The 17,222-nt window shown below is 46.7% G+C and carries 14 protein-coding genes; 12 read left to right on the top strand and 2 right to left on the bottom strand.

The genetic code is table 11. The features are described 5' to 3' along the window. Positions 1-35: 35 nt before the first annotated feature. The gene (locus tag FS373_RS21065) at positions 36-1,133 is read right to left on the bottom strand and encodes a CNNM domain-containing protein (RefSeq protein WP_144045767.1); all 1,098 of its coding nucleotides are present in this window, start codon (positions 1,131-1,133) and stop codon (positions 36-38) included. 288 nt (positions 1,134-1,421) lie between these two features. Between FS373_RS21065 and FS373_RS21060 the strand changes: the two genes are divergently transcribed. The 9 genes from FS373_RS21060 to FS373_RS21020 all read left to right on the top strand — a co-directional run bounded on the left by FS373_RS21060 (position 1,422) and on the right by FS373_RS21020 (position 11,555). Then, positions 1,422-2,543, top strand: a complete 1,122-nt coding sequence (locus tag FS373_RS21060) for a bifunctional tRNA (adenosine(37)-C2)-methyltransferase TrmG/ribosomal RNA large subunit methyltransferase RlmN (protein ID WP_144045768.1) — start codon at positions 1,422-1,424, stop codon at positions 2,541-2,543. A 32-nt stretch (positions 2,544-2,575) separates the two neighbouring features. Beyond that, a complete protein-coding gene (pilW, locus tag FS373_RS21055; protein ID WP_144048906.1) occupies positions 2,576-3,361 on the top strand; it encodes a type IV pilus biogenesis/stability protein PilW in 786 nt (261 codons plus the stop codon). A gap of 2 nt (positions 3,362-3,363) precedes the next feature. Next, entirely contained in the window at positions 3,364-4,347 is a 984-nt protein-coding gene (locus FS373_RS21050; protein ID WP_152830520.1) for a RodZ domain-containing protein, read from the top strand. Between the two features lie 121 nt (positions 4,348-4,468). Then, positions 4,469-5,584: a flavodoxin-dependent (E)-4-hydroxy-3-methylbut-2-enyl-diphosphate synthase gene (gene ispG, locus FS373_RS21045; protein ID WP_144045770.1), complete on the top strand. Its 1,116-nt coding sequence runs from the start codon at positions 4,469-4,471 to the stop codon at positions 5,582-5,584. Between the two features lie 157 nt (positions 5,585-5,741). Further along, a complete protein-coding gene (hisS, locus tag FS373_RS21040; RefSeq protein WP_144045771.1) occupies positions 5,742-7,016 on the top strand; it encodes a histidine--tRNA ligase in 1,275 nt (424 codons plus the stop codon). 13 nt (positions 7,017-7,029) lie between these two features. After that, positions 7,030-7,650, top strand: coding sequence for a tetratricopeptide repeat protein (locus FS373_RS21035; protein ID WP_144045772.1), 621 nt, complete (start codon positions 7,030-7,032; stop codon positions 7,648-7,650). 10 nt (positions 7,651-7,660) lie between these two features. Further along, a complete protein-coding gene (bamB, locus tag FS373_RS21030; protein WP_152830519.1) occupies positions 7,661-8,848 on the top strand; it encodes an outer membrane protein assembly factor BamB in 1,188 nt (395 codons plus the stop codon). 178 nt (positions 8,849-9,026) lie between these two features. Beyond that, positions 9,027-10,499 (top strand): ribosome biogenesis GTPase Der, encoded by a 1,473-nt coding sequence (gene der / locus FS373_RS21025; protein WP_144045773.1) that lies wholly within the window; start codon positions 9,027-9,029, stop codon positions 10,497-10,499. A gap of 615 nt (positions 10,500-11,114) precedes the next feature. After that, positions 11,115-11,555: a DUF1772 domain-containing protein gene (locus tag FS373_RS21020; RefSeq protein ID WP_144045774.1), complete on the top strand. Its 441-nt coding sequence runs from the start codon at positions 11,115-11,117 to the stop codon at positions 11,553-11,555. A gap of 295 nt (positions 11,556-11,850) precedes the next feature. Here FS373_RS21020 and xseA read toward each other — a convergent pair whose 3' ends face one another. Beyond that, positions 11,851-13,179 (bottom strand): exodeoxyribonuclease VII large subunit, encoded by a 1,329-nt coding sequence (gene xseA, locus FS373_RS21015; protein WP_144045775.1) that lies wholly within the window; start codon positions 13,177-13,179, stop codon positions 11,851-11,853. Between the two features lie 118 nt (positions 13,180-13,297). On the opposite strand from xseA, the gene guaB reads away from it, so the two are divergent. The 3 genes from guaB to tadA all read left to right on the top strand — a co-directional run bounded on the left by guaB (position 13,298) and on the right by tadA (position 17,152). After that, complete coding sequence (gene guaB / locus FS373_RS21010) at positions 13,298-14,770, top strand: IMP dehydrogenase (protein WP_144045776.1); 1,473 nt, start codon at positions 13,298-13,300, stop codon at positions 14,768-14,770. 140 nt (positions 14,771-14,910) lie between these two features. Beyond that, entirely contained in the window at positions 14,911-16,488 is a 1,578-nt protein-coding gene (guaA, locus tag FS373_RS21005) for a glutamine-hydrolyzing GMP synthase (protein WP_144045777.1), read from the top strand. Between the two features lie 184 nt (positions 16,489-16,672). Then, entirely contained in the window at positions 16,673-17,152 is a 480-nt protein-coding gene (gene tadA, locus FS373_RS21000; RefSeq protein WP_144048907.1) for a tRNA adenosine(34) deaminase TadA, read from the top strand. The last annotated feature ends 70 nt before the right edge of the window (positions 17,153-17,222 follow it).

Raw genomic sequence — 17,222 nt, 5'->3', positions numbered from 1 at the left:
CTAAGCGTTAAGCACTCGGTTTGATTTTTAGCAGATTAATGCTTTGCCGAGTCACTCTTTGGGGTTTGCAGATAAGACTCGAATTCACCGTCATCGGAGAGACGTATGCCTTTATCCGTCATTCGTTTCTCCCACTGTTTACGTGCGAGTTGCTGCATGTCTGTGACTGGGTCATTACTGTCAACGATCTCAAGTCCCAACAGAGATTCAATAATATCTTCCAGAGTCACAATACCTTCACCTGTGCCGTATTCGTTGACGACCATAGCTATCTTGGTATTGCGCTTAATCAAGAGTTGAAATAGGGGTAAAATCTTAGCTGTTTCAGGCACGATCACCAAATTTCGCTTCAAATTACCGATAGGCGCTTGAGGAGAGTTACGCTCTGCTAGCAAGATATCGTTTCGATTGATAAAACCTATGACATCATCGGGATCTTTATCATAGATAGGAATTCGGCTAAATGGCGTGCTCTTGTGACGTAATGCGAACTCCTCTTTTGACAGCGAGGCCGGCAAGCTAAACATAACGGTTCTCGGGGTCATAATCGCGGTCACTGGCATCTCTTTCACCGATAGCATCTGAGTCAAAATCTTAGATTCTTGTTCGTCAAGTTCACCTGATTCATGACCTATCTTAGCCATGGCACTCATCTCTTGACGGATATATTGACCGTCATCGCCTTTACCCAGAAAGTGGGTGACCTGGCTGGACATCCAAATAAGAGGCTTAGTGAAACGCTCCATCCACAACAGGGCGACCGAAACACTTGGTGCCAGCTTACGCCAATGATTTGCGCCTAGAGTCTTAGGTATGATCTCAGATAAAAATAGGATTAAGAAAGTCAGCACAGCAGAAAATACACCGAGCATATCATCACCGAACACTTTAGCCGCCTGGGCCCCAGCGACTGCGGCACCAACCGTATGTGCTATGGTGTTGAGGGTCAGGATTGAAACCAGTGGTGACTCTACATTTTTTTTCTGACGTCCGAGTCGTTTGGCGGCTTCAGGATTGGACTGAGATAAATTTGCAACATAGCTAGGCGTTACTGAAAGCAGAACGGCTTCGAAGACACTACAAAGGAAGGAGACTCCGATAGCGACAGCTACAATAGTAATGAGGGTGATCATTTAGGGATTTACATTGACGGACCGATATTAGCCCAAGTGAATTCTATCATAACTCCCAACCACATCAAGGTTAACAAATGCCCTATAGGAGTTAAAATTTAGCAATGATCTTGCCAGCGCTTACCCATTGCTAACTAAAGTGAGGTCGGGAGAGTCGATAACTAGAGTCATGGTGCCGTGAGCCTGAAGTGAAAGAAGAGTAGATTACTAGCTAATATACGCACAAATCTGTATAATTCGCCGCCCTGTGGCAGGTATTAGAACAGTTAAGTGTTGAGGTTAGTCAAAATGAGTGAAAAGAAGATCAATTTATTGGATCTGGATCGTAAAGGATTGAGAGCGTTATTCACCGATATGGGTGAGAAGCCGTTCCGTGCGGATCAGTTGATGAAGTGGATTTATCATTTTGGCGTCAGTGACTTCGAAGTTATGACGAATATTAATAAGGTATTGCGGGCTAAACTCGCCGCGCGTTGTGAAATTAAGGCGCCTGTAATATCCAGTTATCAGAAGTCAGAAGATGGCACGATTAAATTTGCCATTAATGTGGGTGATGGTCAGGAAGTTGAGACCGTGTATATCCCCGAAGGCGATAGAGCCACACTGTGTGTGTCTTCCCAGGTAGGTTGTGCGCTGGAGTGCACTTTCTGCTCGACGGCCCAACAAGGCTTCAACCGTAATTTGACTGTCTCTGAAATCATAGGTCAAGTGTGGCGTGTCGCCGATTTTATCGGTTTCGTCAAAGAAACCGGCGAGCGCCCGATCACTAACGTTGTCATGATGGGCATGGGTGAGCCTCTATTGAATCTTAAAAACGTGATCCCGGCTATGGATATCATGTTAGATGATTTCGGTTTTAGCTTGTCTAAGCGGCGCGTGACCCTGTCGACTTCGGGTGTTGTTCCGGCCCTGGATAAGCTCGGTGATGCCATTGATGTGGCCTTAGCAGTGAGTATTCATGCGGCCAATGATGAATTACGTGATGTCTTAGTCCCGGTGAACAAGAAGTATCCTCTGGAGGAGTTCTTAGCCGGTATTCGTCGCTATATTGCCAAGTCTAATGCTAACCGAGGTCGTGTTACTGTTGAGTATGTGATGTTAGATCACATTAATGACAGCACAGATCAGGCTCATGAGTTGGCTAAACTGATGAAAGACACCCCGTGTAAGATTAATTTAATTCCTTTTAACCCTTATCCGGGCTCTCCTTACGGTCGCTCTTCTAATTCACGTATCGATCGCTTCTCTAAAGTCTTGATGGAATATGGCCTCACAGTCATAGTGAGAAAGACCCGTGGAGACGATATCGATGCAGCCTGTGGCCAGTTGGCGGGGGATATTAGAGACAGAACCAAGCGTTTAGCGAAAAAACGCATGCAAGAGAATCAAATATCAGTCACAATAAACTAACTCTCTGAATATTTAGGTAGATATCATTGCTAATGATACAAGGATTGCTAAGACTTACCCCATTACTCATCTTGTCTTCAAGCTTGTTGACCGGGTGTGTGTCTGAGCGAGTGTATACTGGTACTGACATTCCTGTTGCCGAGAAAACCTTTGATAATGTTTCGGCCGCCAAACAGCGGGCACAACTTGGCCTCTCGTATCTAGAGAGAGGCAATAGCGCCCAAGCTAAGTTTAACTTGAATAAAGCGATTGAATTTGCGCCTAACATAGAAGCCGTCAATGTCTCTATGGCGTATTACTATCAGTCAGTTGGTGAGTTGGATATTGCTGAAACTTATTATCGCAAGTCCATCAATAGTATTGATGCGACTGGCGATGGCATGAACAATTTCGGGGTGTTTCTCTGTCAGCAGAAAAAGTATGTGGAATCAGAGAAGGTGTTTCTTAAAGCGATCAAGCTACCTCAGTATACTCGCGCCGCGTCTAGCTATGAAAATTTAGGCATCTGTAGCCGTAAGGCGGGAAACCTAGAGAAAGCACAAACATATTTCGCTATGGCGCTAAAGTATGACCCCAGAAGACAAGTGTCTCTAATTGAATTAACCGAGATCGACGTCGATATCGGCGATTATCTTAAAGCACGTGCTCAACTCGTTCGTTACCACAGAGTCGTTGCAGAATCAGCCGAGAGTTTGACGTTGGGAATAACCATTGAGCGAGGCCTAGATGATCCTGATGCAGTAAGGAAGTTTGGTATTCTACTTCTTGCCAAATTTCCAGCGTCGGTCGAAGCCAAACAGTATCGGGCCAGTATGTAATAATGACAAATAAAAAAATCGATATGCTAAAGGATGAAGCAGATACTCACCAAGACAAACCTGATAGCGAAACGATTGGGTCACTGTTAAGACAATCCCGTGAAAAGATGGGAGCCAGTGTTGCCGATATAGCCGAGCAACTGCATTTGAGGCCCTGTATCGTTGAGGATATTGAAGCAGATAATTTTGACGAAATTGCCTCTCCCACCTATGTGAAAGGTTATGTAAAGAATTTCGCTCGCATAGTCCAAGCCGATAAAAAGGCTATTCAGCGCTGCTTAGCCAACCAAGTCCCTCAAGACCCTGAGCCCCAGATGCAAAGCTTTTCCCGTAAGACGACGCGCCAAGCACGTGATGGCAGGTTGACGTTTGTCACTTACTTGATTGCCTTCATTCTATTGGCTCTGTTAGTGCTTTGGTGGGTGCAGAAATCGGATACGCTCTCATCCATCGACTTTTCTCAACCTACCGCAGAAGAGATTGCCGCCTCACAGAACGAGCCCGGTGGCATTTCCAATGGTGATGATTCGGGCAACAGTAACGCTAATACTGGCATCGAAAATTTAAGTGATGACGCGGCTCCACTAAATGTATCGGGTTTAGAAAGCAGTGAACGCATTTCTGTACCAGCTTCCGGACCGAATGATGAATTGGGCTCCTCAATGAACGAGACCGAAACTAAAATTAACACTCAGGCACTCGCTAAGCTAACCATTCAGCCAGTAAGTCAGTCAATAGGACAATCTGCACTCGCCTTGAGCTTGTCTGCCGATTGCTGGATCAATGTCACCGATGCGGCAGGTAAAGTACTGATTAACGATCTTAAAAAAGCGGGCAGTCAGCTTAATGTGTCTGGTGAAGCGCCGTTTAAATTAACCTTAGGCGCGCCACAGGCTGTAAGCATTGAACTTAACGGTGAAGCGGTAAGCCTTGTCGACTATCCCAGTGGGCGAGTGGCACGATTAACCGTTCCTTCAGCTGGTTGAGCAGTATTCGCTCCTAGACATAATGATTTGAGATTCATTAATTTAGTCTGATGAATCTCGCTCTGATGAGTAGAGTTAAACTTGCCCTTGCATGGGGCAAACAGGATATAGAGTAAATAAGATGTACAACGAAAACCCGATCAAAAGACGTGCCTCTACCCGTATATATGTTGGAAATGTGCCCATTGGTGATGGTGCGCCTATTGCCGTTCAATCGATGACAAATACCCGTACGACCGACGTGGCAGCTACTGTGGCCCAGATCAATGCGCTTGAAAAAGTCGGTGCCGATATTGTGCGTGTTTCTGTTCCTACCATGGATGCCGCCGAAGCGTTTAAGTTGATTAAACAGCAGACCAATATTCCTTTGATTGCCGATATTCATTTCGATTACCGTATTGCGCTTCAGGTCGCCGAATATGGTGTCGATTGTCTGCGTATTAATCCAGGTAATATCGGTAACGAAGAGCGAATTCGCAGCGTTGTCGAATGTGCACGGGATAAGAATATTCCTATCCGCATAGGTATCAATGGCGGCTCGTTAGAAAAAGACTTGATGGATAAGTACAAGGAGCCGACGCCGGCAGCCTTGCTCGAATCCGCCATGCGTCATGTGGACATTTTAGATAGACTCAATTTCGATCAGTTTAAAGTCAGTGTAAAAGCTTCCGATGTATTCTTAGCCGTCGAAGCCTATCGCTTACTCGCAAAACAAATAGTACAACCATTGCACCTGGGGATCACCGAAGCCGGTGGCGCCAGAGCGGGTTCTGTCAAGTCTGCCGTCGGTTTGGGCATGCTGTTAGCCGAAGGTATAGGTGATACCTTACGTATCTCATTGGCCGCCGATCCTATCGAAGAGATCAAGGTCGGTTTCGATATCTTAAAATCTTTGCGAATTCGTTCCCGCGGTATCAACTTCATCGCGTGTCCATCATGCTCTCGTCAAGAGTTCGATGTTATCTCGACAGTCAATGAGCTTGAGCGGCGTTTAGAAGATATTGTCACTCCTATGGATGTCTCTATCATAGGTTGTGTGGTAAACGGTCCCGGTGAAGCTCTGGTATCAGACATAGGCCTGACAGGCGGCAATCGCAAGAGTGGTTATTTCGATGATGGTGTCAGACAGAAAGAGCGTTTCGATAATGACAACATAGTCGACTCACTGGAAGCTAAGATTAGAGCCAAAGCCGCTATGATCAACGAGAGAATTCCAGCCAAAGACCTCAGCAAATAAGTTCTCCCATTAGGCAGATTCAGCACGGTTTATTCTTGAGTCTGTCCTTTTGTTTCGAACAGTTTGCAAATTAACAGTTTTGAGTTTGATAATACTGCCCTGCAGGATATACTGCGGGGCGTTTTAATTTTTTAGCTAAATCGGACGAGTCTATATCGTGGCAAAACAGATCCAAGCGATTCGTGGAATGAATGACATTCTGCCTACCCAAAGCCCTCTATGGCAAAAACTAGAAGCCGTACTTCGTGAAACCGTGAGTGCCTATGGTTATAGTGAGATCCGTACTCCAATTGTAGAGAGTACTGACCTTTTTAAACGTTCGATTGGTGAAGTCACCGATATTGTCGAAAAAGAGATGTATACCTTCGATGACAGAAACGGTGATAGCTTGACCTTACGCCCAGAAGGTACAGCATCTACTGTTCGTGCGGGTAATGAACACGGTTTACTTTATAACCAAGAGCAACGCCTCTGGTATATGGGTCCTATGTTTAGACATGAGCGACCACAGAAAGGGCGTTACCGTCAATTTAATCAGTTTGGTGTTGAGGTTTATGGCATGGGGTCTGCGGATGTAGATGCCGAAGTCCTGATGCTTTCTGCCCGTCTGTGGGAAAAGCTGGGTATCACAGACCATGTGACCCTGGAGCTTAATACTTTAGGCGACCCTGCCGAGCGCGCCGCCTACCGTGAAGCGCTTATTGCTTATCTTGAGCAGTTTAAAGAGCAGCTGGATGAAGAAAGTCAGCGCCGTATGTATACCAATCCTCTGCGTGTGTTGGACACTAAGAACCCTGATGTACAGGCACTTCTGGTCGATGCACCTGAGTTGATGGATTACCTTGGTGAGGAAACTCGTACACATTTTTCACATTTATGTGAACTCTTAGACGCAGTTGGCATCAAATACGTCATTAATCCACGTCTGGTTCGTGGTTTAGATTATTATAATCGCACTGTTTTTGAGTGGGTTACCACAAGTTTGGGCTCTCAGGGCACCGTCCTTGCAGGCGGTCGTTATGATGGACTGGTCGAACAGTTAGGTGGTAAGAACACGCCAGCTGTCGGTTTTGCTATGGGGCTGGAGCGTATCGTCTTGATGCTAGAGACGCTTGAGTTGACTGATGATATTCCGGCTACTGTCGATGTGTATGTCACCGCCATGGGCGATGCGAGTAAAGTCGAAGCGATTAAAATTGCTCAGGCACTTCGCAGCGACTTACCTGGCTTGAAAGTGATGAGCCATTGTGGCGGCGGAAACTTTAAGAAACAGATGAAACGCGCAGATAAGAGTGGTGCACTCATCGCCTTAGTTATCGGTGAAGATGAATTGGCCAGTAACCAAGTCGCGGTTAAATACCTGCGAGAGAAGAAAGAACAAGCATTAGTTGCCCGTGACGGATTGGCAGCTTATATCGCAGAACTGATTTAAAGAGGAAGATTACGTGGAAATTTATAGCACAGAAGAACAACAAGTAGATGCTATCAAACAGTTCTGGAAAGATTATGGCACCTCTATCGTTGTAGGTGCCGTGGTTGGTCTGGGTGGTTTATTTGGCTGGAACTATTATTCCGAACACAAAATTGCACAAGCTGAGTTGGCATCTGAAGCTTTTCAGGCCGTGAGCGCCGGCAATATTTCTGATACCAGTATGTTAGCCGCGGCAGAAACGTTTGCCAAAGATCACAGCCAGAAAGGTTATCAGTCTCTGCTCGAGCTTATCGTTGCTAAAGCGGCCGTTGAAGCCGGCGATTTGGAGAAAGCAGAAGCCACACTGAAAAGTGTTGTCTCTTCAGCACCCGATAAAGGTTTAGTCATGGTTGCTACCATGCGCTTAGCTCGCGTTCAAGCGGAGCAAGGGCAAATCGCAACGGCTATCACGACGTTAGACCAGGTTTCTGATCCTGCCTTCACGGCACAGAGAGATGAGCTGAAAGGTGATTTTTTGGTGCGTAAAGGGGATGAAGAGCAGGCTAAAGCTGCTTATCAGGCCGCCGTTAAAAACGGTGGAACGAGTGCAAGCCCTGCGCTACAGATGAAGTTAGATAATTTGAACAAGGCATAAGGAAACGCCCATGAAGTCTTGGTGCAAAACACTAGTCGCATGTAGTCTGAGTATTGGCTTGTTATCTGCCTGTTCATCCAGCGATGTTGAAGAAGAGCCGATAAGTCCATTACCCGAAATAGAAGCAAGCGTATTTCCTGAAATAAGTTGGAGTGCGAGTGTTGGTAGTGGCGTCGGTGACTATTATTCTCGTCTTCGTCCTGCAGCCAGATATGACAAGCTGTTCGTTGCCGATAGATATGGCCAAGTCGTCGCTTTCGATGAAGCGACAGGTGATAAGGTTTGGAGTAAGAATTTCAGCTCGGCATTTAAAGATAATATCTTGGCCAAGAACAAAGGCGCTAAGCTAGCGGCCGGAGTCACTGCCGCGAGAGACATGGTCTTTATCGGTGGCGAAAGTGGTCTACTCGGTGCACTGGACGCTGAAACCGGTGATACTAGGTGGTCCAGTATTGCCAGCGGAGAGCTACTCTCAGCCCCCACGGTTGCAGAAGATGTTGTTGTCGTCAGCACCAGCTCAGGTACCTTGGAAGCCTTTAAAATTGAAGATGGTGAAAAGCTGTGGACCTATGAGTCTAAGCTGCCAACATTGACCCTTCGCGGCACAGGTTCAGCTACCTATGAAGCCGGTGGTTTCTTCGTTGGTACTGCCGATGGCAAGATTGCCGTGGTGATAAAAAATAATGGTCAGGCTGCTTGGGAACAAGCTATTTACACGCCAAAAGGGGGGAACGAGTTTACCCGAATGGCCGATGTAGATATGAAGCCCTTGATCATCGGCGACAACCTATATGCAGTGAGTTTTAACGGTAACTTGGTCTCTATGGAGCTGAGAACCGGACGTGTTGTTTGGTCACGTAAGTACTCTAGTTTCCATGAGTTGGCTGACTCAGGTGTGAACCTCTTCCTGGTGGACGATTATAGTCGCATCTACTCTGTAGATAGACGAAATGGTTTAGAGACTTGGAGTAATATCGAGTTAACTAACCGTAATTTAACATCGGCAGCCGTCTTTAAAGATTATCTTGTTGTCGGTGACTTTGAAGGTTACTTGCACTTTATAGATAAGTCGACGGGAAAACTTGTTGGTCGTATCGAAGTGGACAGTTCTGGCTTGTATAGCCAGCCCTTGGTTGTCGGCGATAGCATTTATGTTCAGACTCGTGCGGGAAAAATTGCTAGAATAACGCTTCCGTAAGCTTTATCTGAATTGATATTTAGCCCCCGGAGATTGTTCTGGGGGCTTTTTGTGTTAAGTACTTTATATTAAACACAATAAGCAAGATGTAGTATCGGCTTGGGCTAGTCATAATTAGGTCAAGACCCGAGTTATTGATATTTTATAGATTTAAAAACAGTAGATTAGAGGCAAAAAAATGATTCCAGTTGTGGCCCTTGTTGGGCGACCCAATGTCGGTAAGTCGACCCTATTTAATCGCCTTACCCGCACCAGAGATGCTTTGGTTGCCGACTTTCCTGGGCTAACTCGGGATCGTAAATATGGTCGCGCCTCCCTATCAGGCTATGAGTTTATCGTAGTCGATACCGGTGGTATCGACGGTACCGAAGAGGGCATAGAAGTTCATATGGCCGAACAGTCCTTAGCCGCGATTGAAGAAGCCGATGTGGTTCTGTTTCTGACCGATGCCAGAGCGGGTTTAACCGCCGCCGACCAGGCGATTGCGGAGCATCTTCGTCGACGTGATAAGACCACTTTTGTGGTGGCCAACAAGGTCGATGGTATCGATGCCGACTCTGCTTGTGCCGAGTTTTGGGCTTTGGGTCTGGGTGAAGTCTATCAAATGGCGGCATCACAGGGACGCGGCGTCACGAACATGATCGAGTATGCTCTGGCACCCTATGCCGAGGCGCTCGGCCTGCATCGCGACACTGACGATAATATAGAGGTTGAGGAGAGAGAATACAGCGAAGAGGAAGCCGAAGCCGAGCAGAAGCGTCTTCAGGATTTGCCTATAAAGCTGGCGATTATTGGTAAGCCGAACGTGGGTAAGTCTACCTTGATTAATCGCATCTTAGGTGAAGAGCGTGTGGTCGTGTACGACTCGCCGGGAACCACTCGAGATAGTATTTATATCCCTATGGAGCGAGAAGGGCGTGAGTATGTACTTATCGATACCGCCGGTGTTCGCCGCCGTAGTAAAGTCCATGAAACCGTCGAGAAGTTCTCTGTCATTAAGACACTAAAAGCGGTCGAAGACTGTAATGTGGTGCTTTTGGTCATCGATGCCCGCGAAGGTATTGCGGAGCAAGATCTTGGTTTGTTGGGCTTCGTGCTTAACGCTGGTCGCGCTTTGGTTATTGCCGTTAATAAGTGGGACGGTATCGATCAAGAAATTAAAGACAGAGTTAAGAGTGAACTGGATCGTCGCCTCGGCTTCATCGATTTTGCTCGCATTCATTTCATCTCTGCACTCCATGGTACAGGTGTTGGTCACTTGTATGAGTCGGTAGAAGAAGCCTATGACAGTGCCACGCGTCGCGTAAGTACGTCTATGCTGACACGCATCATGCAGATGGCGCAAGACGATCACCAGCCACCATTGGTGAATGGCCGCCGTGTTAAGCTTAAATATGCTCATGCTGGTGGTTACAATCCACCAATCGTAGTGATCCATGGTAATCAGGTTAAGAAGCTTCCTGATTCCTACAAGCGTTACATGATGAACTACTATCGTCGTTCGCTTAAAGTCATGGGCACGCCTATCCAGGTGCGTTTCCAGGACGGTGCTAACCCGTTTGAAGGCTTGCACACTAAGAGGCTTACCGTGAGTCAAGAACGCCGCCGCAAGCGCATGATGAGTCACATCAGAGATAAAGATAAGAAATAAGTTGTAGGGACTAGGTTATAGTCTCTAGGAGCTTGTTTTATCGAAGAGGCCAGTTAATTCATTTTAACTGGTTTTTTTTGCATATGGATATGCTTATCCGTGATCGCCATGGACGGTGAAGGAGGGGGTTTGTATATGGACTTTGGTGGCTTTGAATGAAGGCTTAATGCATTTTTTGATTTAGCTTCTGGCTGAAGTAGGTATTCGGAAGTGACTGTTAACTTCTACCTTCATGGTTATCTATCGCTTACCAGCGGGGGATGTGCAGAGACTTTTGCGAAACGCCGTGAATCCGTCCATGTGGGCTCTGCGATGGCATTCATGCCATCGAAGATCGCAGCCGCATTTACACTTGATTATTTTTGACTTCGTCTGTCGTTTTCTTGGCCAAGCCGCTTAAATGAGGTTTTCTAAAAATGTGTAAAATGACCCCGTTAAATCATTTATGCAATGGGTACGCTAAGGCTGTATTAATAAATATGATTGATAATGGCGATAGTCTCATGAGTAACTCTTTGCTTGTTAGGTAAATTTACAGCAAGTGGACACTTTAAAACCTCGAAAATAACTGGGAATTGTTTGTAAACACTATTTAGACATCAAAGGACTTTGATAATGATAATTCAAATTATTGCTTTATTTTGCTGCGGCACTTTTTATGGAGCCGCACTTTATATTTCTCTAGCTCAACATCCTGCAGCCTTAGAGGCTGGAGTTTCAGTTGGTGGGCGATTTTTTCCACCTATGTACAAACGTGCGGCCCCTTTGCAGATAGCATTAGCATTGTCTGGCTTTATTGCAGGTGTCTTAGCTTGGTTTAGTGGTATGGGAGTATTATGGCTAGTTGGCAGCCTGATGCTAATTTCAGTCGTGCCGATAACGTTGATACTTATCAAGCCTATCAACGATATACTCTTAGCGCCCGAAAATGACCCCGAATCCGAAAATACTCAAAACTTGCTTTCACGTTGGGGACCAAAACATTGGCTACGCACAATAGTAAGTGGGGGAGCATTTTTAGTGTATTTATTTGCAGCAGTAGGCCAGAATAATTAACTAATCTGATCGTAAATCGCCCGTCAGTAAAGGCTCACTTATTAGAAGCTGGTTAGGTAATCTAACCAGCTCAACCGAAGAGGTAACTTTCTTAAAACCTTAATTAGGTGTGAAGGCTCTCGCTAGTGATGTTGTCACAAAGACGATAATGGGATCGCTTCAGTGAATGAGAGAGGGGGCCATATCACTATCTCTGTAGGTTAACTAAGTACCAAAGCAACCTAACAAAAGATACTGAAATACTGCTTATTACACAAGTGATTCGAGTTCTCACCCAAAATCAACATTAAAGTGGTTAAACCACTTTTGATTGAACCTCTCCCTCGAGTAATCGAGTCGTTAGCATATCCCCGACGCTAACGTCTGAGGCATTCAGTAGCACTTTGCCATTTGAATCTTGAGTAATACTGTAACCTCGGCTCAGTGTCGCTAACGGGCTGACTGTCTGTAATTGGTGAGCACTGACGCTTAGGCTGCTCTCGCTGCTGGCTAACTTCTCTTTGATGGAGTCTTTGAGTCTTGACGTTAAATAGCTGAGTCTCTGGCTCTCCAATTCAAGTTTGTTTACAGGCGATTGCTGATTTAAACGATGGCTCAGTTGCTGCTGTTTGAGCGCCAGGCTGGACAGTTTCTTGTCGATAGCGGCATCTAGCCTAAATTGCATCTCATCGAAACTCTGGCCGTATTGTTGTAGACGACGCTTGGGATCTTGTCGTTGCAGGCGATGGGTTAAGGTGCTCATGCGGCTGTTGGTTTTTAGCTGGTAATGCTGCCAGCTCTGTCTGAGCCTTGAAATAAACAGCTCGAGTTTCTCACCCTTATTTTCAGCATCTTTAGATAGCAGTTCTGCGCCTGCCGAAGGTGTGGGTGCTCTAACATCGGCGACATAATCGCTGATAGTGGTATCTATCTCGTGGCCGACAGCCGAGATAACAGGTAGGGCGCTGTTATAGATGGCATGGGCGAGATCTTCACTGTTGAAACACCAGAGATCTTCGAGGGAACCACCGCCTCGGGTTAGCAAGAGCACATCGACTTCCTGTCTGGCATTGGCGATGGCGATGGCGTTACAAATAAGCTGAGCGGCAGGCTCTCCCTGTACCTGAGTCGGGTAGACCACCACTTCGATAGAGGGGTCACGTCTGGCTAACACATGGAGTACATCTTTGAGCGCAGCCCCTGTTGCCGAGGTGATGACGCCTATCTTCTGAATATTAGATGGGATAGGGCGTTTGGTATCGGCAGCAAATAAGCCCTCAGCCGCAAGCTTCATCTTAAGCGCTTCATATTGCTGCGCTAACAGGCCGTCGCCGGCGGGGAGCATGGATTCTATGATGAGTTGATAGTCGCCTCTGGGCTCATAGACACTGATTGAGCCCTTTACCAGTACTTGCTGGCCATTAATTGGCTTGAAGGTCACCGAGCGGTTGCGGCCCTTGAACATGGCACAGCGAATTTGGGCCTGATTATCTTTGAGGGTCAGGTACCAATGTCCCGACCCCGGCGCTGCGAAGTTTGAAATTTCGGCATTGAGCCATATTTTACCCAGCTCGCCTTCCAGAAGTTGACGAACTTCACCGTTGAGGCGTGAAACGGTATAAACATTATTTTTTGGCATTTTCATAGGGATTTTGCGGTTAACCGTACTTTTTTACTATTTTCCATTTACCAAGGCCAATATGCAAGGTATAATCTCGCCGCAATATTTCACTCGAAACTTACTCTATTTGGGAGATGTTGCCATGCTACGTTTAAAGAAAGAAGCACTCACTTTTGATGATGTGTTACTTGTTCCTGCACACTCGACCGTACTCCCTAATACCGCCGTTCTCAAGACTCGTCTAACTAATAAAATAGAACTTAATACCCCTATAGTGTCTGCAGCCATGGATACCGTGACTGAAGCTCGTTTGGCTATTGCCATGGCACAGGAAGGTGGTCTAGGTTTTATTCATAAAAATATGACGATTGAGCAACAGGCCGAAGAAGTCCGTAAAGTTAAGATTTACGAAGCCGGTATCGTTCAACAACCTGTGACCGTGACTCCTACTACTACCTTGGCCGATCTTAAGGTTCTGACCCTGAAGAATGGCTTCGCCGGTTACCCGGTTGTCAACGATGCTAATGAACTTGTCGGTATTATTACTGGCCGTGACGTTCGCTTTATCACTGACTGGAGCCGTACTGTCGATCAGGTGATGACACCTAAAGATCGTCTGGTCACTGTTGCTGAAGGCACTAAGCTGGATGAAGTGCAGAAGTTGATGCATTCTCATCGAGTTGAGAAAGTGCTGGTTGTCGATGGTAACTTTAAGCTCAAGGGTCTTATCACAGTAAAAGATTTCCAAAAAGCTGAGCAAAAACCTAATGCTTGTAAAGATGAGCTAGGTCGCCTTCGCGTCGGCGCAGCCGTCGGTGCCGGTCCTGGTAATGAACAGCGTGTCGATGCATTGGTTATTGCCGGTGTTGACGTTCTGCTGATCGATTCATCACATGGTCATTCTGAAGGTGTTCTTCAGCGTATTCGTGATACTCGTGCTAAATATCCTGATTTACAGATTGTTGGTGGCAACGTGGCAACAGCCGAAGGTGCACTGGCGCTGGTTGAAGCCGGTGTTAACGCTGTCAAGGTGGGTATTGGACCTGGTTCAATCTGTACGACTCGTATCGTTACCGGTGTGGGCGTTCCTCAAATCACCGCCGTTTCCGATGCTGCCGAGGCCGTTAAACATTTAAATATTCCGGTTATTGCCGATGGCGGTATCCGTTTCTCAGGCGATTTAGCTAAAGCCTTAGCCGCTGGTGCATCTTGTATCATGGCGGGCTCTATGTTTGCCGGTACCGATGAAGCGCCGGGTGAGACTGAACTGCACAATGGCCGTGCCTATAAGTCATACCGTGGTATGGGGTCTTTGGGCGCCATGAACCAAACACAAGGTTCATCGGATCGTTACTTCCAGAGCGACAATGCTGCCGATAAGCTAGTGCCGGAAGGTATCGAAGGCCGCGTTGCTTATAAGGGTAAGCTTAAAGAGATCATTCACCAGCATATGGGCGGTCTACGTTCATGCATGGGCTTGACTGGCTGCGCCACGATCAAAGAGCTGAATGAAAAAGCAGAGTTTGTGAAAATCACCTCGGCTGGCATGGGTGAGTCCCATGTACATGATGTGACTATCAGCAAAGAAGCGCCTAACTACAGCCCTGGTTCATAACTCAGCTGGCTACAATTGTTTAAAAATGGGCGGCATTGAGCCGCCTATTTTAAATATCCCATTTATGCCGATCTTAGTTGACGTAATTAGCGTTAAATTAAGATTGATACCGAAAATTAGATAAACAAATAAGGTTCCCCATGAGCAATATTCATGAGCATAAGATCCTGATTTTAGATTTTGGATCTCAGTACACACAACTCATCGCCCGCCGCATTCGTGAGATAGGCGTTTACTGTGAGTTATGGGCCTGGGATGTGAGTGAAGAGCAAATTAAAGGCTTTGCTCCAAACGGTATTATCCTAGCCGGTGGACCCGAGAGTGTGACAGCACAAGGCTCCCCTCGTGCACCTGAGTACGTCTTCAATGCTGGCGTTCCTGTACTTGGGATCTGCTATGGCATGCAGACTATGTCTGAGCAGCTTGGTGGCAAAGTTATTCAAGGTGTAGGCGAAGGTGAATTTGGCTATGCTCAGGTAGAAGTTCAAGCAGATTCTGCTCTGTTCAAGAGCATAGAAGACGCTGTCAGTGACATTGGCAAGCCACTTCTCGATGTCTGGATGAGCCACGGCGATAAAGTCTCTGAAATCCCTGAAGGTTTCGTCAGCGTTGCCAAGACCGAGACTTGTCCTTTTGCGGCCATGGCAAACGAAGAGAAAAAGTTCTACGGTGTGCAGTTTCACCCTGAAGTGACCCATACCCGTCAGGGCAAGCGCATGCTTGAGCACTTCGCTTTAGATATCTGCCAGTGTGAAGCAAACTGGAAGTCTTCTTCTATCATCGAAGATGCGATAGCTAAGCTTAAGCAACAGATAGGCGATGATGAAGTTATCTTAGGCTTGTCTGGTGGCGTCGACTCATCGGTTGTTGCCATGTTGCTGCACCGTGCTATCGGCGACAAACTGACTTGTGTATTTGTCGATAACGGTCTGCTGCGTCTCAATGAAGCCGAGCAAGTGATGGACATGTTTGGCGATCATTTCGGACTGAACATCGTTCATGTTAATGCTGAAAACCGTTTCCTCGATGCCATGAAAGGTGAGGCCGATCCCGAAGCTAAGCGCAAGATCATAGGTCGTGTGTTTGTCGAGATTTTCGATGAAGAGTCGAAGAAATGTGCTAACGCTAAGTGGCTGGCTCAGGGCACCATCTATCCTGATGTCATTGAGTCTGCCGGTAGTGCTACGGGTAAAGCCCATGTGATCAAGTCACACCATAACGTCGGCGGATTGCCAGATGATATGGAGCTAGGTCTTGTTGAGCCACTGCGTGAGCTGTTTAAAGATGAAGTGCGTAAGATAGGTCTGGAACTGGGTCTGCCATACGACATGCTTTACCGTCATCCATTCCCTGGACCGGGTCTGGGTGTTCGCGTACTTGGCGAAGTGAAGAAAGAGTTCTGTGATCTGCTACGTCTTGCCGATGCTATCTTCATCGAAGAGCTGCATAAAGCTGACCTTTATAACAAAGTGAGCCAGGCATTTACTGTGTTCCTTCCTGTACGCTCTGTTGGCGTGATGGGTGATGGCCGTAAATATGACTGGGTGGTTTCATTGCGTGCGGTGGAAACCATTGACTTTATGACTGCAAATTGGGCACATCTTCCTTATGACTTCTTAGGGCTGGTGTCTAATCGTATTATCAATGAAATCGATGGTATCTCACGAGTCGTTTACGATATCTCGGGTAAGCCACCTGCGACTATCGAGTGGGAATAGTTGACGCTTAACTCACACTTAGGTGTAAAATAGAAAGGGCGCTTCGGCGCCTTTTTTGATCCTTGAAAAAGGACGTTAATAGAACTGGTATTATCTGGTGGAATCCCCCTTGTCTGAGCAGAAAAAAGAGTTCCAAGATCAGCCCGATGAACACGCTTCACAGCTGGCATTAGATAAACGCTTCATGTCAATGGCGATGGAGATGGCCCGTAAAGCCGAAGCGGTCGGTGAGGTGCCTGTAGGGGCCGTGTTAGTCAAAGATGGCCAGGTGATCAGTGCGGGTTTCAATTACTGTATTGGATTACACGACCCTTCCGCTCATGCCGAGATGCAGTGCTTGCGTCAGGCTGGAAAGGTGATCGAGAACTACCGTCTACTGGGTACTACTCTTTATGTAACCTTGGAACCGTGCGCCATGTGCGCCGGCGCTATCGTTCATTCCCGTATCGAACGTCTGGTTTTTGGGGCAAAAGATGAGAAGACAGGGGCGGCAGGAACGGTTATCGATCTGGTCAGACACCCGGCTTTTAATCATCAGCTGCAAGTCAGTGACGGAGTGTTAGCCGATGAATGTAGTGAGCAACTGAGTCAGTTTTTCAGGCGTCGGCGCAAAGAGAAAAAAGAGCTAAGGAAGTTAGAGAAGAGGCTTGAGGCTGAGAAGTAGTAAACTCTGAATACTAAGCTTAGGTGTTTGCCTGTTTAGATTAAGGGCAAACACCTTTATTACTCAGTTG

The sequence above is a fragment of the Shewanella sp. YLB-07 genome (genome assembly GCF_009377275.1).
This window is presented reverse-complemented; position numbering and strand designations above follow the sequence as displayed.